This window comes from Deltaproteobacteria bacterium (genome assembly GCA_019309545.1).
GTDB lineage: Bacteria > Desulfobacterota > Desulfobaccia > Desulfobaccales > Desulfobaccaceae > Desulfobacca_B.
This window is the reverse complement of the sequence record JAFDGA010000012.1, coordinates 35,493-61,174: the sequence shown is the minus strand read 5'-3', so window position 1 is coordinate 61,174 and position 25,682 is coordinate 35,493. Positions and strand designations below refer to the sequence as shown.

General features: G+C 54.2%; 29 protein-coding genes. 11 read left to right on the top strand and 18 right to left on the bottom strand.

Features of this window, described 5'->3' with window-relative positions; all coding sequences use genetic code 11:
• Positions 1–299: 299 nt before the first annotated feature.
• The 8 genes from JRG72_05355 to JRG72_05320 form a co-directional block, all read right to left on the bottom strand.
• Positions 300–854: a YdcF family protein gene (locus tag JRG72_05355; GenBank protein ID MBW2134646.1), complete on the bottom strand. Its 555-nt coding sequence runs from the start codon at positions 852–854 to the stop codon at positions 300–302.
• 190 nt (positions 855–1,044) lie between these two features.
• The gene (locus tag JRG72_05350) at positions 1,045–1,308 is read right to left on the bottom strand and encodes a nucleotidyltransferase domain-containing protein (protein ID MBW2134645.1); all 264 of its coding nucleotides are present in this window, start codon (positions 1,306–1,308) and stop codon (positions 1,045–1,047) included.
• A 110-nt stretch (positions 1,309–1,418) separates the two neighbouring features.
• Entirely contained in the window at positions 1,419–2,174 is a 756-nt protein-coding gene (locus JRG72_05345; GenBank protein ID MBW2134644.1) for an RNA 2'-phosphotransferase, read from the bottom strand.
• A gap of 340 nt (positions 2,175–2,514) precedes the next feature.
• Positions 2,515–3,330 (bottom strand): metal ABC transporter permease, encoded by an 816-nt coding sequence (locus tag JRG72_05340; protein MBW2134643.1) that lies wholly within the window; start codon positions 3,328–3,330, stop codon positions 2,515–2,517.
• Complete coding sequence (locus JRG72_05335) at positions 3,323–4,099, bottom strand: ABC transporter ATP-binding protein (protein MBW2134642.1); 777 nt, start codon at positions 4,097–4,099, stop codon at positions 3,323–3,325. The genes JRG72_05340 and JRG72_05335 overlap by 8 nt, the downstream gene beginning before the upstream one ends.
• Positions 4,099–5,070 carry a zinc ABC transporter substrate-binding protein gene (locus JRG72_05330; GenBank protein MBW2134641.1) on the bottom strand — a complete coding sequence of 324 codons (972 nt, stop codon included), beginning with the start codon at positions 5,068–5,070 and terminating at the stop codon, positions 4,099–4,101. The genes JRG72_05335 and JRG72_05330 overlap by 1 nt, the downstream gene beginning before the upstream one ends.
• Entirely contained in the window at positions 5,028–5,402 is a 375-nt protein-coding gene (locus tag JRG72_05325) for a transcriptional repressor (GenBank protein MBW2134640.1), read from the bottom strand. Before JRG72_05325 ends, JRG72_05330 begins: the two co-directional genes overlap by 43 nt.
• A 149-nt stretch (positions 5,403–5,551) precedes the next feature.
• A complete protein-coding gene (locus JRG72_05320) occupies positions 5,552–6,001 on the bottom strand; it encodes a D-tyrosyl-tRNA(Tyr) deacylase (GenBank protein ID MBW2134639.1) in 450 nt (149 codons plus the stop codon).
• Positions 6,002–6,066: 65 nt separating this feature from the next.
• Here JRG72_05320 and JRG72_05315 point away from each other — a divergent pair, with 65 nt between their 5' ends.
• Positions 6,067–7,293 carry an ABC transporter permease gene (locus tag JRG72_05315; protein MBW2134638.1) on the top strand — a complete coding sequence of 409 codons (1,227 nt, stop codon included), beginning with the start codon at positions 6,067–6,069 and terminating at the stop codon, positions 7,291–7,293.
• Between the two features lie 52 nt (positions 7,294–7,345).
• Here the strand turns inward: JRG72_05315 and JRG72_05310 are convergent, their stop codons facing one another.
• From JRG72_05310 to JRG72_05295, 4 genes are read right to left on the bottom strand one after another with little or no spacing between them, the layout of a single operon-like run.
• Complete coding sequence (locus tag JRG72_05310) at positions 7,346–8,482, bottom strand: ABC transporter permease (protein ID MBW2134637.1); 1,137 nt, start codon at positions 8,480–8,482, stop codon at positions 7,346–7,348.
• A complete protein-coding gene (locus tag JRG72_05305) occupies positions 8,479–9,609 on the bottom strand; it encodes an ABC transporter permease (protein ID MBW2134636.1) in 1,131 nt (376 codons plus the stop codon). Before JRG72_05305 ends, JRG72_05310 begins: the two co-directional genes overlap by 4 nt.
• Positions 9,599–11,371, bottom strand: coding sequence for an ABC transporter ATP-binding protein (locus JRG72_05300; protein ID MBW2134635.1), 1,773 nt, complete (start codon positions 11,369–11,371; stop codon positions 9,599–9,601). The genes JRG72_05305 and JRG72_05300 overlap by 11 nt, the downstream gene beginning before the upstream one ends.
• A complete protein-coding gene (locus tag JRG72_05295; protein ID MBW2134634.1) occupies positions 11,368–12,465 on the bottom strand; it encodes an efflux RND transporter periplasmic adaptor subunit in 1,098 nt (365 codons plus the stop codon). The genes JRG72_05300 and JRG72_05295 overlap by 4 nt, the downstream gene beginning before the upstream one ends.
• Positions 12,466–12,931: 466 nt before the next feature.
• Here JRG72_05295 and JRG72_05290 point away from each other — a divergent pair, with 466 nt between their 5' ends.
• On the top strand, positions 12,932–13,285 hold the full coding sequence (locus JRG72_05290; GenBank protein MBW2134633.1) for a hypothetical protein: 354 nt from the start codon (positions 12,932–12,934) through the stop codon (positions 13,283–13,285).
• Positions 13,286–13,363: 78 nt separating this feature from the next.
• Here the strand turns inward: JRG72_05290 and JRG72_05285 are convergent, their stop codons facing one another.
• The 6 genes from JRG72_05285 to JRG72_05260 form a co-directional block, all read right to left on the bottom strand.
• Positions 13,364–13,666, bottom strand: a complete 303-nt coding sequence (locus JRG72_05285) for a hypothetical protein (protein MBW2134632.1) — start codon at positions 13,664–13,666, stop codon at positions 13,364–13,366.
• Between the two features lie 36 nt (positions 13,667–13,702).
• A complete protein-coding gene (locus tag JRG72_05280; protein MBW2134631.1) occupies positions 13,703–14,443 on the bottom strand; it encodes a SagB/ThcOx family dehydrogenase in 741 nt (246 codons plus the stop codon).
• A 4-nt stretch (positions 14,444–14,447) separates the two neighbouring features.
• Complete coding sequence (locus JRG72_05275; GenBank protein ID MBW2134630.1) at positions 14,448–15,230, bottom strand: type III pantothenate kinase; 783 nt, start codon at positions 15,228–15,230, stop codon at positions 14,448–14,450.
• 12 nt (positions 15,231–15,242) lie between these two features.
• Complete coding sequence (locus JRG72_05270; GenBank protein ID MBW2134629.1) at positions 15,243–16,592, bottom strand: phosphoglucosamine mutase; 1,350 nt, start codon at positions 16,590–16,592, stop codon at positions 15,243–15,245.
• Between the two features lie 101 nt (positions 16,593–16,693).
• Entirely contained in the window at positions 16,694–16,897 is a 204-nt protein-coding gene (locus tag JRG72_05265) for a ferredoxin (GenBank protein ID MBW2134628.1), read from the bottom strand.
• Positions 16,898–17,013: 116 nt separating this feature from the next.
• Entirely contained in the window at positions 17,014–17,730 is a 717-nt protein-coding gene (locus JRG72_05260; GenBank protein ID MBW2134627.1) for a hypothetical protein, read from the bottom strand.
• A 488-nt stretch (positions 17,731–18,218) separates the two neighbouring features.
• Between JRG72_05260 and JRG72_05255 the strand changes: the two genes are divergently transcribed.
• The 9 genes from JRG72_05255 (at position 18,219) to JRG72_05215 (ending at position 25,666) form a co-directional block, all read left to right on the top strand.
• On the top strand, positions 18,219–19,055 hold the full coding sequence (locus tag JRG72_05255) for a phosphate ABC transporter substrate-binding protein (protein ID MBW2134626.1): 837 nt from the start codon (positions 18,219–18,221) through the stop codon (positions 19,053–19,055).
• Between the two features lie 12 nt (positions 19,056–19,067).
• Entirely contained in the window at positions 19,068–19,907 is an 840-nt protein-coding gene (gene pstC, locus JRG72_05250) for a phosphate ABC transporter permease subunit PstC (protein MBW2134625.1), read from the top strand.
• Between the two features lie 7 nt (positions 19,908–19,914).
• Positions 19,915–20,751 (top strand): phosphate ABC transporter permease PstA, encoded by an 837-nt coding sequence (pstA, locus tag JRG72_05245; protein ID MBW2134624.1) that lies wholly within the window; start codon positions 19,915–19,917, stop codon positions 20,749–20,751.
• 60 nt (positions 20,752–20,811) lie between these two features.
• A complete protein-coding gene (locus tag JRG72_05240) occupies positions 20,812–21,570 on the top strand; it encodes a phosphate ABC transporter ATP-binding protein (GenBank protein MBW2134623.1) in 759 nt (252 codons plus the stop codon).
• Between the two features lie 13 nt (positions 21,571–21,583).
• Positions 21,584–22,342: a phosphate ABC transporter ATP-binding protein gene (gene pstB, locus JRG72_05235; GenBank protein MBW2134622.1), complete on the top strand. Its 759-nt coding sequence runs from the start codon at positions 21,584–21,586 to the stop codon at positions 22,340–22,342.
• Between the two features lie 115 nt (positions 22,343–22,457).
• Positions 22,458–24,179, top strand: a complete 1,722-nt coding sequence (locus JRG72_05230; protein MBW2134621.1) for a YcaO-like family protein — start codon at positions 22,458–22,460, stop codon at positions 24,177–24,179.
• Positions 24,180–24,514: 335 nt separating this feature from the next.
• Complete coding sequence (locus JRG72_05225; protein MBW2134620.1) at positions 24,515–24,832, top strand: hypothetical protein; 318 nt, start codon at positions 24,515–24,517, stop codon at positions 24,830–24,832.
• A gap of 4 nt (positions 24,833–24,836) precedes the next feature.
• Positions 24,837–25,166 (top strand): DUF5320 domain-containing protein, encoded by a 330-nt coding sequence (locus JRG72_05220; protein ID MBW2134619.1) that lies wholly within the window; start codon positions 24,837–24,839, stop codon positions 25,164–25,166.
• A gap of 134 nt (positions 25,167–25,300) precedes the next feature.
• The gene (locus JRG72_05215; GenBank protein ID MBW2134618.1) at positions 25,301–25,666 is read left to right on the top strand and encodes a NifB/NifX family molybdenum-iron cluster-binding protein; all 366 of its coding nucleotides are present in this window, start codon (positions 25,301–25,303) and stop codon (positions 25,664–25,666) included.
• The last annotated feature ends 16 nt before the right edge of the window (positions 25,667–25,682 follow it).

Below are 25,682 nucleotides of genomic sequence, written 5' to 3'. Positions count from 1 at the left end.
ATCTGGCCTTTTTGTCAAGAATAATTTGTGACCAGAAGTATTTTTTTAAAATTTCCTTAAAACTCTAAGAAGTTACGCTGCTCAGGGTTGGGCCGTTCCCTGAATGACACCAAAATGCTGGCCGCCGACTTAATTATCCGTTATCTTGTTCACTAAAGTTACCGGGAAACCTGGAAAAGTAGGGCATGATGCATCACGCCCCTATAGCACTGCAGCACCAAATACCTCAATCATCGTCACCGGAGGGGTATAGGGGGTATAATTAAAATAAAAACCTGCCTTCTTTAAACGGAAAATACTCAGACCGGTCCCCGGCTCAGTAGCTGTTGTCCCAGCAACTTCACCCAGGCCCCCCCTTCCCGCAATACCAGTTTGGCCAGCCGGGCATAGCGCCGCCGCCGCCAGTAATCGGTAAAAAGGCCGGGGACCGGCAAAGGGTGGAGGCGGAGCTGGTGGTCGGCAAAATGGCGGGTAAACAGATAGGCGGCCCGGTAAATATGCAGGCTGTCGGTCACCAGGCCAGCCTGGGTTAAGCCCTTCTCTCTCAACAGCAAGGCGGTATTGCGAGCCGATTGCTTGGTGGTCAGACTGCTTTCCTCATAGAGCAGGCGCGCCGCCAGACGCTGCCTGATCTGGTTATTCCATTCTGATTCCGCCCATGTCAATCCCCAGGCCGCCAGGGCCCGGGCTTCCGAGGTGGGAGTGCCCGGCTGCTGGCCGCCGCTTAGGATCAGGCAACTATGGGGATACTGCTCCACGGCTAACCGCAGCGCATGGCTCATTCGGAAGCGAGCCACCCGACCCGGATAGCCGTCCTCCCCGATCAGGCAACCCAAGACAATCAGGGCATCCATATCGTCCCCAAATTCCTGCTCAGCTTTCGATATAATAACCAGAGATAGGCTTTCCAGGATTTTAAGGTTGGGATTCGGCTGCTTAGAAAGACTTCGGTCACGATTAGAAATCTCTCCGTCTCAGCCTTTAAGTCTTGAACGTCGATGTCATCAATACCGGTCACAAAGCGGTTGATTTCCTCATCCAGGGTCACGGGATTACTCCTTCCCCATGGATATTCTCAAAGAAAGGGCTTTTTCTGGTCTTTAGCCACTCTTCTGGAACTGGAAGAATCGCGCTCAGAAGATTATATCGCAAGCAGAGGTCTGAAACTAGTTCACAAAACCGATTTATCTCGTCACCGGCCTTAATCTCGCCTTTAAGGAGAATCAGGAGGTCAACATCGGAATCAGCGTGATAATCACCGCGTGCCTGAGAGCCATAGAGATAAATGCCACTCACGCGGGGACGCAAGTCTGCTCCAAAGATAGCCGCAGTTCCTTTAGTGCCTGACGGACCGCCGGAGGAACCTCATGCCTTAGCATAGTGTCACTCTTTCGACCTTAGGAGGCCGGCCCGGATGGTCAGCGCTGGCGGCGGCGCTGACGGCGTTCGGCCCGCGCCTGCTCTTTCCACTCCGGTCCCTGTTTTCGCCGCTTCTCTTGACGCCGGTTTACCGGCTTCCCTTGAATATCAAGCAGCACTGATCCGGGGATTACAAGCTCACGGCGGTTCTTTTCGAGGGCCGCGGGCTTGGGGGGCGGTTTCTTGGCTTCCGGTTTAGGACAGGGGGGAACCTGTAGGAAGTTCGGCGGGATCGCGTCGGTTAAAAAAAGCTTCTCGCCATAAGGAAAAAATAGCTTACCGGCCGCGGCCGCAGCCTGGGCCTGGACAGTGATCAGCATTGCCTTAGGATCGCGGCGCCGACCCATGCGCAGTGCCATCTCCGGGCCGCGGGCCAGCACCAGATGCCCGTTGGTGGGGGGCCGCAGACCATGTTGGGCGACCACGGGATGGGATTTCCGTGTAATGGCGCGATAAAGCAGGGATGGGGGCCACTCACTTTCCTGGGACCGGCACGCCGCGCCGCCGGGTGGCCGGCACCGGATGAGATTATCGTAAATTTCAAAACGCGGCGGAGTGAGGAGGTGAACCGCATCCAGCAGATGCGAGCGGCGGACAAACCCCCAGCCGGGCTCTTCGGCCAGAACCTGGAGGAGGTGTTTAATAGGCAGCCAGCCCTCGGCGTTTAGCACCAGGCCGAATTCATCCGGCCGGTGACTGAGGATGTAGGTCAGCATCCGTCCCAAAGACTCCAACCGTTGTTGCGGCCGTGACATGATTACCCCGAATCGGTTAGGAAGTAACTGGTGACATCGGCATCTTGCCGGTGCAATTGTACTCCCTGGAAGCCGGGGCCGCCAACTTTATTGTATGTCTTGCCCCATGCTGAACAAGTTCACTAATTCTGTTCATGGCCTTGTCTTAACAGTTATAACTGCCAATTTGTTATATGCCTAAGTAAAGAGTTTAGGCTACCATTGGTGTTTAGGGTTGCCAGTATTATAATAGATTTGCCATTAAAATTTAAAGCTTAAACTAATCCTGACATTGTGACCCGGCTGGACGGTGAGCCAGGTTCCCCTTGGTGAAACTGGCTGGGAAGGGACATGAGGGGAATTATCCCATCTGCCTGGTGGCGGAACGGCTAAATAGGGCAACCATGATAAATAACAAGGACAACAGCAAGACCACTGTCGCCCCCGAAGGCCAATCTACCTGGTAAGAAAAATATAGCCCCCCCAGGGTCGAACCCAGGGCGGCGCTGATCGAGACTGCCACCATGGTGCGGATCTTTTGGGTCAGGTTTCGGGCAATCGCGCCGGGGATGACCATCAGGGCTGATACCAGGATTATCCCGACCAGATAAATGGAGGCAATGATGACCAAGGCCATGATGACCAGGAACAGGCAGCGCAGGGCCTCCACCGGCACGCCGCTGACCCAGGCCATCTCTTCATCGAAGCTCAAAAAGACCAGTTCTTTGAAAATGGCCATCATGGTGGCCAAGACGACCAGGGTAACGATCAGAATCTGCATTAATTGGTCTTCGCCGATAGCCAGGATGTTGCCAAACAACACCCCGAAAACATCGACATTGTAAGTGCGGGAGAAGTGCAGAAAGACCACCCCCAGGGCCATGGCGGCGGCAAAGAAGATGCCAATGGCGGCATCCTCCTCCAGGCGGCCCTGGCTGCGGACCCACTCGATGAGCAGGGCCACCACCACCGAGAAACCGACGCCGGTCCACAAGGGATCAATACCCAGGAGAAATCCCAGGGCCACCCCTCCGAAGGCGGAGTGCGATATGCCGACCCCAATAAAAGCCATGCGGCGGAGAATGACAAATACCGACAGCATCCCGCACAGCAGGCTCAACATTACTCCAGCCAGTAAGGCCCGTTGGAAAAAATCCAGAGGCAAAAAGTTAGCCATCGTGGACTCGGACCACGCGATGCGGAATTTCCCCGTGGAACAGAAATTCCACGCTGCAACCGAAGGTGTTTTCCAGGGCAATGCGACCGATGGGCGGCGGCTGGTGGACGTGGATGCGGCGGTTAATGCAGATGATATCGTCGACATGGGTGGCCACCGCCCCGATATCGTGGGAGACCAGGATTACCGTAAGGTTGAGTTCAAGTTTGACCTTGTTGATCAGATCGTACAATTCGTCCTGGGAACAGACATCCAAGGACACGGTAGGTTCGTCCAACAGCAGCAGTCGCGGTTCCTCGGCTAGGGCCCGGGCGATAAAAACCCGCTGTTGTTCGCCGCCGGACAGCGCGCCGATCGGCCGGTCGGCCAGATGGGCAATTCCCACCCGTTTCAAATTCTGACGGGCGATTTCCTTATCCGCGGCACTGGGCCATTTTAACAGCCCGATATGGCCATACCTGCCCATCAGCACCACATCCATCACCGACACCGGAAAATGGGGATTGCCCAGTGGCCGTTGGGGCAGATAGCCCACCAGATGCCCTGTCCGTCGAAGCTTCCGGGGGGGGTCGCCGAATACCCGCACCTCTCCCCGGGTCGGTTTTACCAGCCCCAGAATAACCTTGATTAACGAGCTTTTCCCCGCGCCATTGGGTCCCAAGACCCCCACAAACCGGCCCGCCTGGATCTCTAAGTTGATATCTTCCAGAATTAACAGGTTGTTAAGCCTGAGATAAAGGTTTTTAATTTCGACCGCTTGGGCGCCCATCAACGTAAGGTCCGTCGCATTACCGAGAGATTATAACGCATCATTTTTAGATAGTCCGAACCATAGGGAGCCCGACCACCCAGAGGATCCAGACTTGCGACCTTAACCCCGGCTTCCCGGGCAATCACTTCGGCCACCCGAGAGCTAAGTTGGGGTTCGGTAAAAACCACTGGCACCCGATACCGGCGGATAGCGTCAATGATATTCTGGATATGACGGGGACTGGGCTCGCGGCCCGGAGCGATTTCGATAACCCCCACTTCCTTAAGATTATAGCGCCGGGCAAAATAGCTGAAAGCCGGATGAAAGCAGACATAGGCCCGGCGGCGGAAGGTGGTCACCTCGTTCAGGATGTCATGATGGAGTTGGGCCAATTTATTTAAATAGCTAGTGAGATTAGCCTTATATTGCTGGCGATAATCAGGGTCAACTCTGATAAAGGCCTGCGCGATATCCTGGCAGATACGCTGGGCCAACACCGGGTCCAGCCAGACATGCGGGTTGCCTTGCTCATGAGGGTGGGAATTCCATTGCCGCAGCAAAGGGATTGCCCGTACTGCTTCGACTACCACCATATTACGGGTGCCTCTGGCCCTCAGCAGCCGCTCCACCCAAGGGTCCAGACCGGCTCCCACATAAACCACAACCGCCGCCTCCAGGGCCTGGGCTACTACTGAAGGCGGTGGTTCGAATATATGGGGGCTGGCTCCGGGCGGAACCAGCACCTGTACCTTTATCCGCTCTCCGCCGATCTTTTGGCAAAAATCTCCCAATGGAATGATACTGGCGGCGACGACAATCTTTTCTTGGGGTGCAGCAACTCCTGTCCATCCCAATATTAAAGCCAACCCTAAGGCTGCCGCCAGGATGACGGCCAGAAATTTTTTGTACCGCTCAGGGGCCAGGCCCCTGCGCTGCTGAAATAATTTTAAGCCCCAATTACCAAAAAAAAATTCCCCTTTTCGGTCCATCTGTTAAGCAAAGATTCCAGACACTGCACCTCGCCACAGTTCAGACACTGGAAATGGGGATGCGGAGGGTGGTGCTCACAGGCCAGCTCATAAAGGGTCGATCTGCCCTCGGGATTAATTTTGCGGATAATCCCATATTGCCAAAAACCACTTAAAATTCTATAGATAGTTACTTTATTGACCTGACGCTGGGTCCTGATGAGGTCCAAAATTTTCTGAGCCGGCAGGGCTTGCGATGCTCCTCCCAAAATCTCCAAGACCCTCAGCCGCAAAGCTGTGGGCCGGAGATGATGACGGCCCAGTAGTTGTCGAAAATTACACCATTCACTCATTTTTCAACTTAGTTGCAAAATAACCCAAATTTATCAGATAGTCAATGCATTTTAACAAACTTTGGTGGGGCGGTTAGGAGAATTAAAGCTAATAACGGCGGCACCAATAATTTAAACTGGGGCAAATCTCTGGCTGGCAACGGCAGGCGTTAAAATTGCTTTTTACTATCCAGCAACAGGGTTACCGGACCGTCATTAATCAGGCTGACGTCCATCATTTCCCGAAACCGCCCGGTAGCTACCGGCAAGCCCTGGGCGCGCAGAGCGGTGACCAGGGCTTCATAAAGCTCTTCGGCGAGCTGGGGAGGGGCCGCCTGGTCAAAGGAGGGCCGCCGTCCTTTGCGGCAATCGCCCAAGATAGTAAACTGGGACACCAACAATACCGCGCCGCCGATGTCCTGGATGGAGCGGTGCATCAGACGGCCGTCACCTTCGAAAACCCGCAGATGAGCAATCTTTTGAGCCATATATGCCACGTCCTGCGGTCCGTCGTCTTGAGCCACCCCGACCAGCGCCAGTAATCCGGGGCCGATGCTCCCGACCAGTTCCCCGGCGATGGTCACTGACGCTGATTTTACCCGCTGCAGCACGGCGCGCATCTCTTCCTCCCCCAACAACAATCCGAAAATTGACACTTTCTTATCACCAGATTATCATAACATAAATGAAGATTTGGAATGCTGTCAAGATTGCTCTGGTCTCCATCCGGCTCCACAAGCTGCGCAGCGCGTTGACCATGCTGGGGATCATCATCGGCGTCGCCGCGGTGATCGTCATGGTGGCGATTGGCAGCGGGGCCCGGGTGGAGATTAACCGGCAAATCGCCGGGGTAGGGTCAAACCTGCTGCTGGTGCTGCCGGGCACTACCACCTCCGGCGGCCTGCGCATGGGGCTGGGCACCGCCCCTACTCTGACCGCTGGGGATGCCCAGGCCATTGTCCAGGAAATCCCAAGTGTCCGTTACGTCGCTCCTTACTGGGGGGATGTAGCCCAGGTGGTTTTTGGCAACCGCAACTGGAGCACCATTGTTAATGGCACGCTGCCGGAAGTGCAATGGGTACGGAATTATGATTTAATCGCTGGGAGGTTCTTCACCGATTCGGAAATCCATCGCGCCGCCCGGGTCTGTGTTCTGGGATATACGGTGGCTAAGGAGCTTTTCGGGGCCGAGAACCCACTCGGTCAGACCATCCGTATCCAAAAGATGCCGTTTACCGTGGTCGGGCAGCTGGCCCCCAAGGGGCGGACCCCTCATGGCCGAGATCAGGACGATGTAATTCTGGTCCCCTTAACTACTGCCCAGAAACGACTGTTTGGCTCCAGCCTGCCGGGTGTGGTAAAATTTATCATGGTGCAAGCTACCGGTCCCGAGACCCTGAAGCAGGCCGAAGAAGAGATTGATCGCCTTCTGACCCAACGACATCACCTACGCCCCGGGCAAGAAAAAGATTTTTCCATCCGTAACCTGACAGAATTATTGAGCGCCCAACAGGAAACCGCCAAAACCATGTCTTGGCTGCTGCGCTCCATTGCCTTTGTCTCCCTGGTGGTGGGCGGAATCGGCATCATGAATATTATGTTGGTGTCAGTGACCGAACGGACCCGAGAAATCGGCATCCGCCTGGCCATCGGGGCCCGGAGCCGGGATATTTTAGGACAATTTCTGATCGAAGCGGTGGTCCTGAGCTCGGTCGGGGGCCTGGTCGGCATTGTGGCCGGCATTGCCACCGCCCACATTATGGCCTATTTTACCCAGTGGCCGGTGTTGATCTCCGTACCTACTTTGGTCGGCTCGTTCCTGATTGCTGGCGCCGTCGGGGTGTTTTTCGGCTTTTATCCGGCCCGCAAGGCTGCACAATTAAACCCCATCGAGGCGTTGCGCTACGAGTAACTTATTAATTTTAATAAAAAATCATTGGCAAACCGTAGTTTATAAATTCTCCTTACCCAAAATGCCGCCGGAAGCGGACGGCGCAGAAGCCAAAGAGGAGCAAGCCCAGGACGGTCAGGCCCACAAACTCCGGCCACAACTGAGTCAGGCCGGCGCCTTTGAGCAGGATGCCGTAGGCGATAATGATATAATACTTTAAAGGAGAGATATAGGTGATCAGGCGCATCCCGAGAGGCATGGCTTCCAGAGCAGTCCAGGACCCGGACAGAAACATGATCGGGGGGAGCACTATCAATAAAAAAAGAATGGTTTGGGGCAGATTCCGGCAAACCGTGGCAATGAGCAGGCCGACCCCGGTGGCGCTGAAGACAAAAAGAGCAGTGGCCACCATATAGAGTAACATGTTGCCGCGCCAGGGCAATGCAAAAATCGGGTAAATCACCAGGAAAAGGCTGAGGAAGGATGACACCAGGACGATAGAGGCCATGGAGATCACCTTGGCCAGCATGATCTCCACCGGGGTGATGGGGGTGACCATCAGTTGTTCGATGGTGCCCCGCTCTTTTTCTCGGACCATGGCCGCCGCCGGTAGCAGAATAGACACCACCGTTATTACACTGAAGAGTTCCATCAGAGAAGAAAACCATTCCGCTTTCTGATTGGGATTATATTTGACCCGCGGTTTGAGCTTCACCTGAGGCTGAAGGTGTTCGGCGCCGGGCACGGTGCGCCCCAGGCGCCGGCCCACCTCTTGAGCAAATTCCCCGGCGATCTGGCTGGCATAACCCAGGGCCAATAGGGCGGTATTTGACAGGGTGCCGTCAGCAATAGCCTGGACCTCGGCGTGATTTTTTTCCACCAGGTCACGGGCGAACCCATAAGGAATGACCAGCACCAGGGAAACGGTGCCTTTATTGAGCAGGGTAACCATCTCTGAGTCAGAATAGATCAGATGGGTCACCCGGAAATAAGGCAGGCGAAACTTTTCCGCCAACTGGACGCTAAGCTGGGTATTATCACGGTCATAGATGGCGGTGGGATAGTTGCGCACCTCGATGTTGAATCCGGACCCAGCCACATAAATCTCGACCGTAAAGAGATAAAGAACAATATAGATCAAGGCCCGGTCCCGGAAAAACTGGAGATATTCCTTGCGGAGCATGGCTAGCAGGCGTTGGAGCATCCTCATCCCACCCGCTTCTTCAATCTGTGAATGCCAAGACCAAGAAAAATTATTAAAAACATCATCAGAATCAACAGGTTACTCCAATAAACCTGAATCCCCAGACCTTTAAGGTAAACCCCCCGAACCAGCTCCATAAAGTACGTGGCCGGCAAAATATAGGCCATGAACTGGGCTTCCGGCCCCATGCTGTTAACCGCGATAAAAAAGCCGGAATAAATGAAGGCGGGGATCATAGTGGTTACCATGGTGATCAGCATGGCCGCCACCTGGGTGCGGAACAGAATGGACATCAGCAGCCCCCAGGCGGTGGAAACCCCGGTATAAATTACCGCCGCCAAGGTCAGAAAGACAAAGCTGCCGCGAAAAGGAACGTCAAACAGATAATCGGAGAGCAGGAAGATCATCACATAATTAATCAACCCAATCCCCAAATACGGCAGGAGCTTGCCGATCACATATTCCCACCGCCGGATCGGGGAACAGTAAATGTTGAAAATCGAGCCGGACTCTTTTTCCCGCACAATGGCAATCGACGCTAACAGGGCGGGATAGAAAAAGAGGGTGGTGACCATCAGGCCGGGGACAATGAAATTTTTGCTCTCCAGATCGGAGTTGAACCAGGCCCGGGTATCCACCTCAATCCAAGGAGGCATAGAGCCCGTTGATGACTGCCACCGCCGGGCTAACTCCTGATTGAACTCCAGATTGATCGCCTCCAAGTAACTGCGACTGGTCAGGGCCCGGTCCGGGAAAGACCCGTCAATCAGGGCCTGCACTTCGGTTTCCTGGCCCAGGGCCAGGGTGCGGTCAAAATCCGGAGGAATAATCAGCCCCAGACGGAGCCGCCCTTTTAGCAATCCCTGGTAAATAGGGCCGTAGTCGAGAAGATAGCGTTCCAGGGTAAAATAGCGCGACCGCCCGACCCGATCAACGTATTCGCGTGATGCTGGAGAACGGTTCCAATCGAGCACCGCGGTGGGGATATTTTTAACATCCAGGGTCAACCCGTAACCGAACAGGATCTTCAAAAACACCGGCACCACGAAAGCCATGGCCAGATAAAGTTTATCCCGGTAGATTTCCCTGGCTTCTTTCCGGACCACACTCTGGAGGCGGCGATTAAGACGCATTAGCCTTCTCCAGTTCAGCGGCCTCGATGAAATATATAAAGGTATCTTCCATGGACAGCGGGATTTCCAGGATCTGATCGAGCGGTAACCGGGCCTGGGCCAGCAGTTGCTGGATCTGCTCCCGGTCCGGGGCCGGGTGCAGGGTGGGAATATGGACCTGGCTGCCGTGCAGGATGGCCTGGGGGAAATGCTTTTGGAGCAGGAGGAAGGCCTCGCGGAAGGTCGGAGTGCAGATGTCCAGGATGCGGCCGGTAGCCGCTTCGGCCTGGACCCGAAGTTCATCCGGGGTCCCCACCGCCACCAGGTGGCCCTGGTGCATCAAGGCCAGCCGCTGACAGTGTTGGGCTTCATCCATATAATGGGTCGAGACCACGATAGTCACTCCGGCGGCCGCCAACTGGTGAATGATCTGCCAGAACTTGCGCCGGGCAAGGGGATCCACTCCCGAGGTCGGTTCATCCAGAAAGACAATCCGGGGACGGTGTAGAATGGCGCTACCGAGGGCCAGTCGCTGCCGGATCCCCAGGGGAAGCCCGGCAGCCATCTGGTCTTCCCGGCCCTGTAGATCGGCCATGGCCAGAATCTCTGGAATGCGGCTTTCTAAATCAGCCGCGGCCATCCCATATATTCCGCCATAGAGCCGGAGGTTTTCCAGCACGGTCAGATCCCGATAAAGGGAAAATTTCTGCGACATATAGCCCAATTGAGACTTGATCTGCTGACGGGCGGAGCGGAGGTCAAGGCCGCCAATGGAGGCCTGGCCGCTGGTAGGAGGCACAATGCCGGTAAGCATCTTGATCACCGTGGTTTTACCGGCCCCATTGGGCCCCAGGAACCCGAAGATTTCCCCTTGCCGCACCTCAAAACTGACCTGATTCACCGCCACGAATTCGCCGAATTTCTTGGTAAGGGCTTCGACGGCGATGGCCGGGGCCGCGGTTTCAATGGCCGGCGGCGCCACCGCGCCTGGAGCCATCATCACCAGTGGAGCCGATTCCCCGGTCTCCTGTTCTAAAGCCCGGATGAACACCTCCTCCAGACTCCGGGGCCGTCCCTGGGCATCAGTGCCGGCCTGAGCCTGGAGGTCGGCCGGAGTTCCCTGAGCAATTATATGCCCCTGGTACATAAAAGCCACCCGATGGCAACGTTCGGCCTCATCCAAATAAGAAGTGGTCATGAGCACCGTGGTCCCCTGCTCCACCACCAGCCGGTTGATGATCATCCAGAATTCCCGGCGGGAAATCGGGTCCACCCCGGTAGTCGGTTCATCTAAAAAGATCAGCTCCGGCAGATGAATTAAGGTACAGCAGAGGGCCAGTTTTTGCCGCATGCCGCCCGAGAGTTGGGCCGCGGGCCGATCCCGAAAGCGTTCCAGGCGGGTGATCTGCAACAACTCGGCCTTATTGCGTTCAAAGGTCGGGGTTGGCACCTCCCGCAGATCGCCGAAAAAATCAATATTTTCATCAACTGACAGGGTGTCGTAGAGGTTGAGCCCCAGGCCCTGGGGCATGTAACCGATATGGGGCTTGACCGCTTCCGGGTTGGCAAAGACATCAACGCCGTTGACCGTGGCCTTTCCTTCGGTCTTGCTCAGCACTCCGGTTAACATCTCGATAATACTGGATTTACCTGCCCCATCGGGCCCTAACAGACCGAAAACCTCTCCCCGTTCAATCGAAAAAGACACTCCCTGGACGGCAGGCTGCCGGCGATAGGATTTAGATAGGTTCTGGACTTCGATAACCTTGGGGTCGGCACTCACCGCGGCCGTTGCCAAGGTACCCCCTCCTGGACCCGAATTACCCCGTCACCCGGCATCCCCGGCTTAAGATAGCCTTCCGGGTTTTTCGCCAGGAGTTCCACGGCAAACACCAGTTTGACTCGCTCAGCGCGGGTTTCGACATATTTCGGGGTAAACTCGGCCCGCTGGGCCACCCGGGAGACCTGAGCCTTGAAGGCCCGGTCGGGAAAGGCATCAACATAAATGCGGGCCTCCTGACCCAACCGGATCTTACCGATATCCGGCTCGTTGATATAGACCTTGAGAAAGAGTTTATCCATATTGACCATGGTAAACAGCGGGGTCCCGGGATTCACCACCTCTCCCGGTTCTACCTCCTTGGTGAGGATTGTCCCTCGCGACGGGCTGTAAATATAGGTATCATGGAGATTGGCCTGGGCTTCCTGAACCGCGGCCCGGGCGGCCGCGAAGCTGGCCTGGACGGCCTCATAGGCTTGCCGTTTCATTTCTACCGTCTTGAGCAACAAGCGGGCCTGCTGCAATTGCGCCTGGGCCAGCTGCAACTCTTGCCTACTGGCCTGGAGACTGGCCCTGGAAGCCTGGTAGGCGGAGGTTACTTGATCCAACCGTTGTTTGGGTACCACTTGGCGGGAAAATAACGACCGGTAACGATCGTAGTCCAGACGATTCTTCACATAAATGGCCTCAGCTTCAACGACCCGCGCGGCTAAGGCCCCGACACGGGCACGGCTTTCAGTAATGCTGGCTTGCACGTGGCGTTCAGTGTAATCCAGGTCTATGCCGGCCTGTTCTACCTGTTTCTGCCAATAATCAGCTTCCTTCTGGGCTCGTTGCAATTGAGCGGTTATCTGGTCCGAGTCCAGCCGGGCCAACAATTCCCCGGGCTCAACCGGATCGCCCTTATCTTTGTTAACCAGGATAACTTTCCCGGCAATCTTAGGAGCAATCACCACCTCGTCGCCCTCGATGCGGCCACTGGCGACCAGCAGGCCTTCGGGCAGGGCATACCACCAGCGGTAGAGCAAAGAGCCGGCCAGCCCTAATAATAATAAGCCGCCGAGGACGCTGATAACGATCTTTTTATTGGGCTTCATGAGATTTTGGTTAAAATAATGACTAACTACCTATTAATGACAAGTTAATCTAGATTTATCTCTTTCTTGCTAAGGGCCGATCACCATCTTTAAAATTTTTGTCGAATGCTTTTCACTTGCTGGGAAAAACAAGGGACTTTTGGTATAATTCTGGGAAATTTATTTTGTAGAATAAATTATTCCACCTTGAATCAATCTTTTCGGATCAGGTCGCCCTGCCGCGCCATTTTCCCGTTGGGGCGGAGATATTGATGCACCCGAGCTATCTCATTGCCTGCCATATCTTTGTATGTTAACATCTGACTGTGTGTGCAGGTCGGTTCGGCGGTCTTTAAGGGATCTAAGTGTCTTTCTTTTACTAACTAATTGCTGGAATTCACCTGATAGCGCACGGGACCAGTAATTTCCATCATTGAACATCTGACGTAATTGTTTACGACCAATACATTTAGAAGGTGAATCTGCCATGAAACCTGCCCTCGATTTAGAGATTCGTGAATGGTTAGCTCGATATCTTGTTGAAGAGATTTCTTATGAGGATTTCTTGGCTTGGTTTGTGCCATCATCTTGGAATGTAGGTCAAAGTGCGAACCAAGCTGTAATTGATCTTGTTTATGAGATTGAGCTCTGGCTCGCCGAATTTTCTAATGATATCTGGAGCGAACAGGAGTTGAAACAAAAGCTCCGTCCCTTAGTCGAAAATTATAGGGTAAATCTGGTAGCCGATTCCTCTATATCATCAGCTTCTGATATTAAGATTGAGCGGTGGTTTTTTCCGTCCTGTCCCTTTGGTATACGACACGTAATGGCATCCGGGTAATTAATTGCTCATTAAGCATCACATCAAACCAATATAACCCTTCTTCTTCCATACGGATGGCTAAATTCAATACCACGTTTACTCCGTGGTCTTCCCCCTCAAAAAGTACAGGCCCCGAGAATTCTGGCATTTTTTGCCAGATGGACTAGTCGGCAGAAGTTTTAGGGTATATTTCCCCCGGGCTTTACCTGATTTAAAAGAAAGTACGGCAAACGCGTTGATTATTATCGAAGGCATGGTTTCTGGAGCATCCGGAGCAGAGATAGTGTGAGTAATACGGTTTACAATGCGAATGGCGCTCAAAGTGCCGTCTTTTTCCTCTAGAACTTTATCACAGAAAAATGCTGCCGCTAAAAAAGGTCCGCTATTCTCAATATCCATCCTATCCACCTTATCAACCCACAATATTATTCAAATTTACTGATTAACCCGACCTATTGCGGCCATATACAGTGCCACTTCTTCCTGGCCGTCGATCTGGAGCAGACGCTCGACCTCGCCATCCAAGAAGGCCCCCACCGGACAACACCCTAACCCTAGCGCGGTAGCCGCCAGGTGCAAGCTTTGGCAGATATGGCCGGCATCCAGGAAGAGATAGCGAATGGCCCGCTGCCGATATTTCCACAGCGACCGCCGCAGAATACCGGACCAGATGAAGACCACCGCGGCAGTACCCAGAAAGCTCTGGTTAAGCCCGGCGGCCACCAGTTCCCGGCGACAATCTCCCGGGCTCACCAGTTCCAGGCCAAATTCCCGGACCTGGAAGTGCCAGATGCCAGGGTTGAGGCCGGTTACCCGGTGGACGGCCACATAGGTCTCGACTGGATAGAGTGCTCCAGCAGATGGGACGGCCCGAAAGGCAAAATTGCGAAACGTCAGAGTGACCCCCTGGCTGGCCCACAATAACCCGGCTAGTGCGGCCTGACTCACAGGGCTATCCAGATAATCCCGGAGCGAGCGCCGCTGCCGGACCACAGTCCAGAAATCGGCCTTAAATTGATCGGCTACGATGGGCAGGCTCACCCGTTGGGTATCCGGGGGATACTCTTTAAAGGCCGGAGCCCGGGCGAAATGCTCCCGCGACTCCCCCAGACTTTCCCGATCATAACGGGTCTCAAAGAGATAGCGGATGCCAATGCCGGCGCCCAGGTCGGTCATGGCCCTAGTCCTCCTTTCGAGGTCGGTTCCGATAATAGATAATTTTCAGCCCTTCCAGGGTTAGAAACTCGTCGACCCGATCCACCGTCTGAGTCTCAGGAGCAATCAGATCGGCCAGACCGCCAGTAGCGATAACCGTCACCGGCTGCTTCAGGGCTTCCTTGATCCGCTGCACTACACCGTCCACCAGCCCGGCAAAGCCGTAAATGATGCCGGCATTCATGCTACTGATGGTATCCTTGGCAATAATGCTGCGCGGTTTCATGAAAATCTCCACCCGGGGCAGTTTGGAGGCCTTATGAAACAGGGCTTCGCAGGAAATGGTCACCCCCGGGGCGATGACCCCACCCAGATATTCCCCCTGGTTGGAGATCACATCAAAGGTGGTGGCAGTGCCAAAATCAACTATGATGACGCTGCCCTTGACCTTTTCATAAGCGGCCACGGCATTGACAATGCGATCAGCCCCGACTTCCTTAGGATTATCATAGTAAATTGGCATGCCGGTTTTAATGCCAGGACCGATTAACAAGGGCTTGACCCCCAGGTAACGCTGGCCGAATTTTTCCAAGGTATTGATCATGGGCGGGACGACACAGGAGATCGCCAAATCAGTATTTGGCTCCAAAGACAAGCCCCGTGATTGAAAAAGATTCCTGAGCAGTAATCCATACTCGTCAGCTGTGGTATCTTTTTCCGTGCGGATGCGCCAATCACTGACCAGGCGGTCATTCTGGTAAACCCCGATCACTGTGTTGGAATTGCCCACGTCAATGACGATGAGCACTTTAAACCCTCCTTAATTTAAGTGAGTCTGAATTAATGCTGCCACTTCCTGGGCGATGGTCTCGACTTCCTGGGAGTCTTCTCCCTCGCACATAACCCGTAACAGAGGTTCGGTGCCGGAGTAACGAATCAGCAAGCGGCCGCGCCCTCCCAGGGCTTTTTCGGCGGCTCGAATCCCCTGGATTACTGGCGGAACTTCAGACAAATCCCTTTTTTCCCGCACCCGAACGTTAAGCAGGGTCTGAGGATAAACCTCCATGACCGAGGCCAATTCTGCCAGGGATTTTTGTTCCCGTTGCATAACGGTTAATAATTGCAATGCGCTCAAGATGCCATCGCCGGTGGTGCTGTGGTCCCGAAAGATCAGATGCCCAGACTGCTCGCCCCCCAAATTACAGCCCATCTGGATCATGGTCTCGACGACATAACGGTCCCCTACCATGGTGCGCACCAGGCGCCCCCCCATCCGCTTGAGAGCCACCTCCAACCCCATGTTACTCATTACCGTGGTCACTACCGTTTTTTTGTGTAAAGTGCCGGCCTTGAGCATGCTGCCCGCACAAATCGCCATCAGGTGATCACCATCTATCAACCGACCTCGATGATCTACCATGATTACCCGATCGCCATCGCCATCCAGGGCCAGCCCCAGATCTGCCTGGTTACGCTTGACCAGGGAACTAATCATTTCCGGGTGCGTAGAGCCGCAGTTATGATTGATATTTTTGCCATTCGGTTTGACCCCGATAGTTATCAGGTTGGCCCCTAGTTCCTCCAGCACCGCTGGGGCTACCCGATAAGTGGCACCATGAGCGCAGTCCAGGACAATTTTTAACCCATCCAGGCTCAGCTCCTTGGGAAAGGTACTTTTTAGATAGGCGATGTAACGACCGCGGGCATCGTCGATGCGAAAGGCCTGTCCCACCTCGGTGGCGGTCGGACAACAGTTCTCAACCTCTGAGCCGGCCATTAAAGTTTCCATGCGGGCTTCCAGTTCATCAGGAAATTTGAACCCCTGGCCGGAAAATAATTTAATGCCGTTATCCTGATAGGGATTATGTGAAGCAGAGATAACCACCCCGGCATCGGCCCGCATGGAATGAGTAATAAAGGCGATGCCGGGCGTGGGCAGCGGCCCTAACAAGAGGACATCCACCCCCATCGAACATATGCCGGCGGTGATGGCATATTCCAGGATGTACCCTGAGATGCGGGTATCCTTGCCCACCACAATGCGATGCCGGCGCTGACTATTCTTGATGACATAAGCCAGAGCCCGCCCCAACCGCAGTGCCACCTCGGCGGTCATCGGGTAAACATTAGCGGTGCCCCGGATACCATCCGTGCCGAACAATTTCCTCATCTCTACCTCTCTCGATTCTGAGTAAATCTGAATTTTATATATAGCATAATTCCCCAATGGCCACGATAGAGATCTTTTATCGTGGTTTTGGCTGGTAAAATTTAATCACCATCTTCATCCCAGAGGATACAATGTACCGGACAGATATCGACGGCCTCTTGAATCTTTTCGGCCGCAGCACCATCCGGGTGCACTACCTGGGCATAACCCAAAGACTCATTGAGCTGAAAAACTTCGGGGCAGACATCCACACAAGCCCCACAGGCCAGACAATCTTCCGAGACGATATAAGGTATCCCCGACATAGTTCAACTCTTGGAGAAGATCGAAATTTGGAGCTGTTAAAAGCTCTTGCCCTGAGGTGAACAGTGATCAGTGAGCCAGTAATTGATGATTAGCTCTCTTACCACCACTGCACTATTTAAAGTTGTTCTGCAAAGCCACGGCTGGCGGCGCCGTAAAAAATGGTCACCGCATAATGACGCCTGCCGCTGCGGCCCGTGCCATAGCGCGATAGCACCGCTGAGACCCGGTGGCGAAAGCGCCGCCAGTCGGCAGCGGCCCCGGTGCAGTCGCTGTACCGCTCCCCCACCACCACCAGATAATGAACGTGGGGGCAGCGGCAAATGGCAGCCAGGGATTGTCCTGGCGGCGGCCAGGCGTAGAGCACCACTTGGGGACAAAATCTCCAGATCTCGGTAAAAACATCTCCCGGCTCAACGATAGGATGAGATGCCAGGCCCGGATTGAATTCGCCTTCCTGACGGTCGATGGCTTTGAAGGCGATTCCGGCCTGCGCCAGCAAGGGGCATAAAGCCGCGGCCAGATATCCCCGTCCGGCCCCGGCCTCCAATACCCGGCTTACCCGGAGCTTTTGCAAAAAGCGGATAAACACCTTAACCCACTGCCTGGAAGGGAAAAAATATATGCCGGTGGCCTGGGACAGAGCCATCAACTCCAGTTCCGCATCCTGATCAGGAGGAAACCGGGCCAGCCATTCCTGCTCGTCCAAAAGATGCCCCAGGGGGTCTGCGGATGGTCCGGGAAGACGGATAAGGGCTTGCGCCTGCTGCTGAAAATATTGCTGTTCCCGCCAACTTTTGAGCTTGGAAAGATTTAGAGAGGTTAACCTGATCATCAAAAAGCCAACGCCAAGCCCTTAGGAAAAATTTATTATAACCGGTATTCCTTATCGGCAGGCCAAACTTGTTGGGTTTATAATACATTTTTATTCCTGGTTGACAAGCCCATATTAACGGCCCAAACGAAGGTTTTTGCCTCAACAGGAAAGAAGATCTTCAGCTTTCGAAAAAATCTGGTATGGTAAATTGTCGACAGGCGATATTTGCTGGTTGAGGATATGATAGCTTATCTTGAAAGGGGACCTCATGATTTTTAGAGTATTCCCCCAATTCAGCCGGTTAGAGTTATATTGCTTAGGTCATAAAATAAATAAACTGGGGTCAGGGAGAAAACGGCTCTCTCATACCCAGTTCCCCAGCCACATAATTGGGGTTGGGAAGGGAGCTTGAGGAGAAGGGGATCAGTGATTTTCGACCCTCCCCTCAGATTAACCTTTTAAATCCTCTGAGTGATAATTAGCTAAATAACCTTTAGATTTTCAGAATGAGGCCGCACATTAGCTCAAAAGATTATTGCCGGGTGAGGTCCCGGTGGCTGGTGCTGATCTTCACCCTGAGCCTGGCACTCATAATCGGGTGTCGCAGTCAGACAGACCAACGCCACACCTTGACAATTGCCGGCTCCACCTCAGTGCAACCCTTTGCCGAAAAGCTGGCGGAAATCTACATGCAGGAGCATCCCGACCTGTTGATCAATGTGCAAGGCGGGGGCTCCAGCGCTGGCATCCTGGCCGTGGAGCAGGGCGCCGCCGACATCGGCACTTCTTCCCGGGACCTGACTCCGGAGGAAAAACACCTGAACGACATTGCTATTGCATGGGACGGGATTGCTATTATCGTACATCCCAGCTGTCCTCTGGAAAATCTTAGCCTGGAGAAACTGCGCCAGATTTTTACCGGCCAGATTCAGAATTGGCGCCAGTTGGGGTTAGAACCCCATGGTATCCACGCCATTACCCGCGAGGAGGGTTCCGGTACCCGCAATGCCTTTGAGGAACTGGTAATGGGTCAGGCGGAAATAACTCCGGCGGCCCTGGTCCAGGATTCGAATGGCTCGGTGCGGGAGATCGTGGCTAACGATCCCTATGCCTTAGGATATATTTCCGTCGGTCTGGTCAATGACCGGGTCAAGGCATTGGCTATTGACGGCGTCAAGCCTAGCTCAATCAACATCAAGGAAAAACGTTACAAACTGATCCGGCGTTTTTATTTTGTCACCCGGGACACTCCCAGCAGGACTGCCAAGAACTTCATCGACTACGTCTTGAGCCGTAAAGGTCAGCTCCTTTTAGAGGTCGAGGGTTTGGTATCAGTTCATTAAGAAACCGATCCGATGGGAAAAGAAAAACTTATTGAAAAAACCTTGTTATTACTGGCCCTATCCGCCATCGGTTCTTTACTATTAATCACCATCTTCATCTTTCTGGAAGGTCTGCCCATCATCCTGGCCACCGGGATCAAGGCCTTCATCCTGGGAACGCATTGGGCGCCCACCAAGGGCCATTTTGGCATTTTTGCCATGATTGTCTCGTCTATTTACGTCACCCTGGGAGCCTTGATCACTGGCGTCCCGCTGGGTCTGGCCTGTGCCATTATCCTGGCTGAATTTTCGCCGCCGGCGCTGACCCGTATCCTAAAGCCGACCATTGAACTGCTGGCTGGGATTCCCTCTGTGGTCTATGGTTTTTTAGGGGTGGTGTTGTTGGTCCCCCTGATCCGCAAATTCCTGGGCGGACCAGGGCTGTCCTTGCTGGCCGGAGCGTTGATCCTGGGAATTATGATCCTGCCCACGGTAATCAGCATCTCCATCGACGCTATCAGCGCCGTGCCCATTATTTATCGAGAGGGTTCTATCGCCCTGGGGGCTACCGAGTGGCAGACCGTGCGCCGGGTGGTGTTGCCTGCCGCCCGCTCGGGAATTATCACCGCGGTGATTCTGGGGATGGGACGGGCCGTTGGCGAAACCATGGCAGTGATCATGGTGGCCGGCAATGCTCTCAAAGTACCGACCTCGATTTTGGATCCGGTCCGCACCCTCACCAGTAACATTGCCCTGGAACTGGGTTATGCCGCAGGCCGACATCGGGAGGCCCTGTTCGCCACCGGTATCGTCCTGTTTATCATTATTATGATTTTAAATACCTTGGCCACTGTCATTACTCGAAGGGAATGACCCGAAAATGCGATTAGATCCATTATTTACCCAACGTTTGATCAAGAGCCTGCTCTGGAGCCTGACCGGCCTGACCATCATTTTATTGGTTTTTATTATTGCCTTTATCTCGGTGCAGGGGTTACCCCAGGTAACCCTGCATTTTTTGTTATCCGATATTCAGGACATGGGACGCTCTGGAGGCATCTTCCCCACCATCGTCACTACCGCTTATCTTACTCTGGTGGCTCTGGTGGTGGCCTCCCCCCTGGGAGTGGCGACCGCCATCTATCTGGTCGAATATACGCGGGAAAGTTGGGTAACCAAAATTATTCGTTTCGGAGCTGAATGCCTGGCCGGAGTGCCCTCCATTATTTTAGGGCTGTTTGGCTTTGTCCTGTTTGTAATGAAAATGAAATTGGGTTGGTCCATCCTTTCCGGCGGGCTGAGTCTGTCGATTATGATCCTGCCCACCATCATTCGTACCAGCGAAGAGGCAGTCAAGGCTGTTCCCCGGGAGTATCGCCAGGTGTGCTATTCTTTAGGGGTGACCAAGTGGCAGACCATTACCCGGGTGGTGTTACCCTCCGCCCTGCCCGGCATCATGACCGGGATTGTGCTGAGCATTGGCCGCTCCATTGGCGAAACCGCGGTGGTATTGTTTACCGCCGGGGCCTCCCTGCGGACTCCGGCCACGCTGTTTGACTCCGGCCGCAGTATGGCGGTGCATTTTTATATCCTGGCCCGGGAGGGACTTTCCATGCCCAACGCCTATGGCACTGCCGCCATTCTGATGATCTCCATTCTGCTGATCAATATCACCGCTTACAGTCTGACGCAACGTTTTATCGGCAAGTATTCCTAAAGACCAGAGAACCTGGCTGAAAATCCGCAAACATGTGGAAAGCGAGATCACAAAAACCTGATGGCTGAGGTAAAAATCCAGGTCCGAGACCTGTCATTTTTTTATGGAGCTTTTCGGGCCCTGGAGAACATCAATCTTGATGTAATCACGGGAGAAATTCTGGGCCTGATGGGGCCGGCCAAAAGCGGCAAAACCACCTTCTTGCGCATTCTCAACCGGATGTCGGATCTTATTCCCGACAGTCGAGTCACCGGCACCGTGCTTCTGGACGGGGATGATATCCTGACCCCGAATTATGATATTGACCTTCTGCGTCGGCGGGTGGGGATGGTCTTTGCCAAACCCATTCCCTTGCCGCGCTCGGTTTATGAAAATCTGGCTTTTGCGCCCCGGCTCCACTTCAAAAAGAGCAGGGCCGAAATGGACGAACTGGTGGAATGGGCCTTAAAGGCAGCCCAACTCTGGGATGAAATCAAAGATCGGTTGCATGACTCGGCCCTGAAGCTGTCCGGCGGCCAGCAGCAGCGTCTCTGTCTGGCCCGTACCCTGGCCATGGAGCCGGAAGTCATCCTGCTGGACGAACCGACCAGCGGCCTGGATCCAATCTCCACCGCCCGCATTGAGGAGACCTTGTCCCAACTAAAAAAAGACTATACTATTATCTTAGTCAGTAATAACACCAAACAAATCGCCCGGGTGGCCGACAAGGTCGCTTTTTTACTGATGAGCCAGTTGATCGAGTACGGCGTCACCCCGCAAGTTTTTACTGTGCCCCAGGACAAACGCACTGATGACTACATCACCGGGCGGTTTGGCTAACGGGCCGGAAACTATGTCAGAACCCATTATTATCCTGCACTTTTTGAATCTCTACTACGGGTCCTTTCATGCTCTCAAGGATATCAATGCCACCTTTAGCCGCAAACGCATTACCGCCCTGATCGGACCTTCGGGGTGCGGCAAATCGACTCTATTGCGAGTGTTGAATCGGATGAACGATCCCATCGAAGGGGTCTCCATCACCGGCCAGGTTCTGATCGAGGGGGAAGACATTTACCGCAAAGGCACCAACCTTATCCAATTGCGCAAGAAAGTGGGCATGGTTTTTCAGCGGCCCAACCCTTTCCCGCTGTCCATTTATGATAATATTGTCTATGGTCCCCGACTCCATGGTCGGCCCCGGAAGGCGGAACTGGAAGACATCCTGGTGCGCTCTCTGGAGGCGGTGCATATGTGGGATGAGGTCAAGGATCGGCTGTCAAGCCCGGCCTTGAGCCTTACCGAGGAGCAGCAGCAACGCCTGTGCATTGCCCGCCTGCTGGCGGTGGAGCCCGAGATTCTGCTCATGGACGAACCCTGTTCGGCCCTGGACCCCCTGGCGACGCTGCAGTTAGAAGAATTGATGCGGGAACTGATCAAGGATTACACCATCATCATCGTCACCCACAACATGCAGCAAGCAGCCCGGGTCTCGGACGACACCGGCTTCATGCTGCTGGGCGAGTTGGTGGAATTTGCCCCCACCCCTCAGGTCTTTACCCGTCCTAAAGATCAACGCACCGATGATTACATTTCGGGGAAATATGGCTAAGGTTTCATTTAGGTGTGGAAATCCGGGGGAACAAGGGCTGCTAGTCCCTGGCCCCCTCTCCAACTTTAAATCTTTTATAAAAAAAGATACTTAAAAATCATCTTGATAAGGCAAAATGAACCAAACCATTATACTAAAAGACAGTCCTAAAGCCTACACCTATGACCTGGACAAGACCTGTGCTCCCGAAGAGACGGTCCAGCGGGTGCGAAGTCGGTTTGCAGAGCTTAACCTGGACATTCTAAAAAATACGCTGCGAATCGACAGTGGCCGTCTCGATATTCCGGTTTATATCAGCCTCTGCGGCATTGACGCGATCCGCACCATCGGTACTCAGAAACAGATGGGCAAAGGTGCGACGCCGGCCCAAGCCGAGGCCAGCGCCCTGATGGAGTTGGTGGAACGCTACAGCTTCTTTGATTTTCTGCACCATGGTCCGTTGATTTATTCCACTCCCCGGCAGCTTTCTGAGACCGTGCTACCTTTTTCGACCCTGGCCCGGTCATTGTTTGATAACGCTCCGGAGGTCGCCCAGGCCGCCGAGATCTACCAGGACTGGCCGCTGCATTTTACTCCAGCCACCAGCCTCACCCATGGCCATGCGGTGATGCTGCCCTTTCACTGGTTTTATCTGATTAATGAATACAATGGCCCAGCCGCCGGCAACTGCCGGGAAGAGGCCATCCTGCAGGGGTTGTGCGAGGTGGTGGAACGTCACGTCGGCTCGATGATCAGCTACGACCGCCTGTTCACACCCGCCATTGACCCGGACTCGGTGCAGGATCCAGTGGGACGCGAGCTGCTAGCCAAATTTCAGGCCCAGGGCATTGTCCTGCATCTTAGGGATTTCTCCCTGGATACCGGCATCCCCACGGTCGGGGTGCTGGCCTATGATCCGGCCACCTTTCCGGAGGCCAGCGAAATCGTGTTTACCGCCGGAACCACGCCGCACCCGGAGAAGTCCCTGATCCGGGCCTTAACCGAGGTGGCCCAGCTCGCCGGAGATTTTGATAAACACACTTCTTATAAACCGACCCTGCCCAAATATCAGAATCTCACCGACGCCAGCTATCTTATGCAACCCGAACCAATGATTGCCATTGATTCGCTACCCAACCGGGCGCATGACAATATCAAGGTGGAAATCGAAAATTGTGTGGCCGCCCTGGCCGGCCGGGGGCTGGAAGTGCTGGTGGTCGACCTTACCCATCCCGACATCCAGCTCCCCGCGGTCTATGTCATAATCCCCGGCACTCATTTCCGGGAGCGCACCCGGAATACTAACGTCATTTTTCACCTGGCCAAAGTCGCCGGTCTGTATGCCGCGCCGGCGGAGGCCCTGGCCGCGCTCCAGCGTCTGAACCAGTCCTTTCCGGGCCGCTTTGATGTGCTGTTTTTCCTGGGGCTGACCCTGGACCAGTTAGGGGCCACGGCCGAGGCCTTAAATTACCTAGAGGCATCTCTGGCGGCCCGGCCTCCGGACCAGGAGGTCGCCAGCGTCTATTGTCACATCGGCTCCTGCCATAAAGACCTGGGAGATTATCGCGCCGCCATCAACGCCCTGAAACAGGCCCAGGCGGCCAACGACCAGTTGAAGGAGGTCTATCACCTGCTGGGTTTCTGCTATTTCAAGCTCAAAGAATTCCACCAGGCAGTGGAATGTTTTGAAAAAGCCATAGAACTGGACCCCGGCTCCGGGATCGACTATGCCAATCTGGGGATTAATCTGCGGGAATTAGGGTTCAAAAAAGAGGCCGCCCACCTGCTGCGCCTAGCTTTGGAGCTGGACCCCGGCCTCGACTTTGCCCGCCAGGCCTTGATCGCCCTGGAAGGATAAGTTGTGGTTGGGTATTTCGCCATTAGGGGCGCGGATCGGCGGGGCGCCCCTCCGTTTTTTTGGGTTGACAAAACCCTATATCAGACTTATATTGAACATTAGTTCAATTATGGGTTTAGATGAGGTAATGGTTAGAAGTTGTTAACGTTTCATTACCTGGCGGGGAAGAGAACCATTTGGCCTTGCGGTTTCTTCCCCGGTTTAATGTTAAGATTCAAACTGTTAAGGGAGGATGACAATGCCTGGTGGCTTTAAAAATAAAGGTGGTCAACGTGGACGCGGTGGCGGCCCTGGTGGCAGGCGGGGTTTAGAGGCAAATTTTAACCGGGGTGGCGGTGGCGCCGGAGCCCAGAGCAATAATTGGGCCACAGCTTCAAACCCTGGTCAACGGCGATCGTCATGGTGGCGCCGCTGGTTGGGTCGCTGGTGGCCAGGATCGTCGTCCCGAGGCCCTGGGGGTAGAGGCAACCGGAGTGGAGGTGGCTGGAACCGGGGCCGGGGCTCTGGGGCCCAGTCCTATGGCGGGGGCCGTGGCCAGTAAATCAAGAAAAATCAATCCGCCCTCAGCTCCGCAAAATAATTTTAGGATTATCCTGAAATTCGCTGAACTGAGGCGATCACTTAAGAAAACCATTGACATTAAGGAGGATTAAAGATATGCCCAGATTTGATGGAACCGGACCACGGGGACAAGGCCCGGGTACGGGGAGAGGTAGAGGATATTGTCGGACCCGTTATGAGGGCCGGGGTCGCTTCGGCCCAGGCCGCGGAGCAGGATCAGGCCGGGGCCTTGTATGCCGATTCCAGGGCCGTGGATATGGAGCACTGGCGTGGGACCCAACTCCGGCGGGTTATCTCCCTGGGAGGGGGGCCTACCCTACCCGGCAGCCGGAGCTGGCCGAACTCCAGACCCAGGAACAGATGTTGACCCAGGAACTACGGGCGCTTAGGGACCGAATTGCGGCTCTGGAAAGCTCCACCGGCTGAATCAGACGGTCAGGTTAAAAAATTTACCTAAAAACTAAGTACTAGCCTTAATTCGGGCGTGAGGTTGATCTTCACGCCCGTGATGATAATAAAATTGACAAAAAATTGTTAAGAGCAGAGGAGTAAGGAGTACAATGAAGACCATCGCAGTCAGCGCCATCGAGAAAAGTTTCGATTCACCGGTAGATCCCCGCTTTGGCCGGGCCAAGTATTTTGTTGTGGTAGATCCGGAAACTATGGAATGGGAAGTCCTGGATAATACCTCTAATAATAACGCCGCGCACGGAGCCGGCATTCAGACCGCCCGTCTGGTGTCCCAGCACCGGATCAAAACCGTTCTCACCGGCAACTGTGGGCCGAATGCCTTCCAGACCCTTCAGGCCGCCGGGATTCAGGTGGCAATCGGGGTTAACAGCACAGTACGCCAGGCGGTTGAGCGATTCAAGCGTGGCGAAATAAATATGGCCCAGAATCCCAATGTCAAAGGGCATTGGAGCTAAAATCAGGATCAACCTG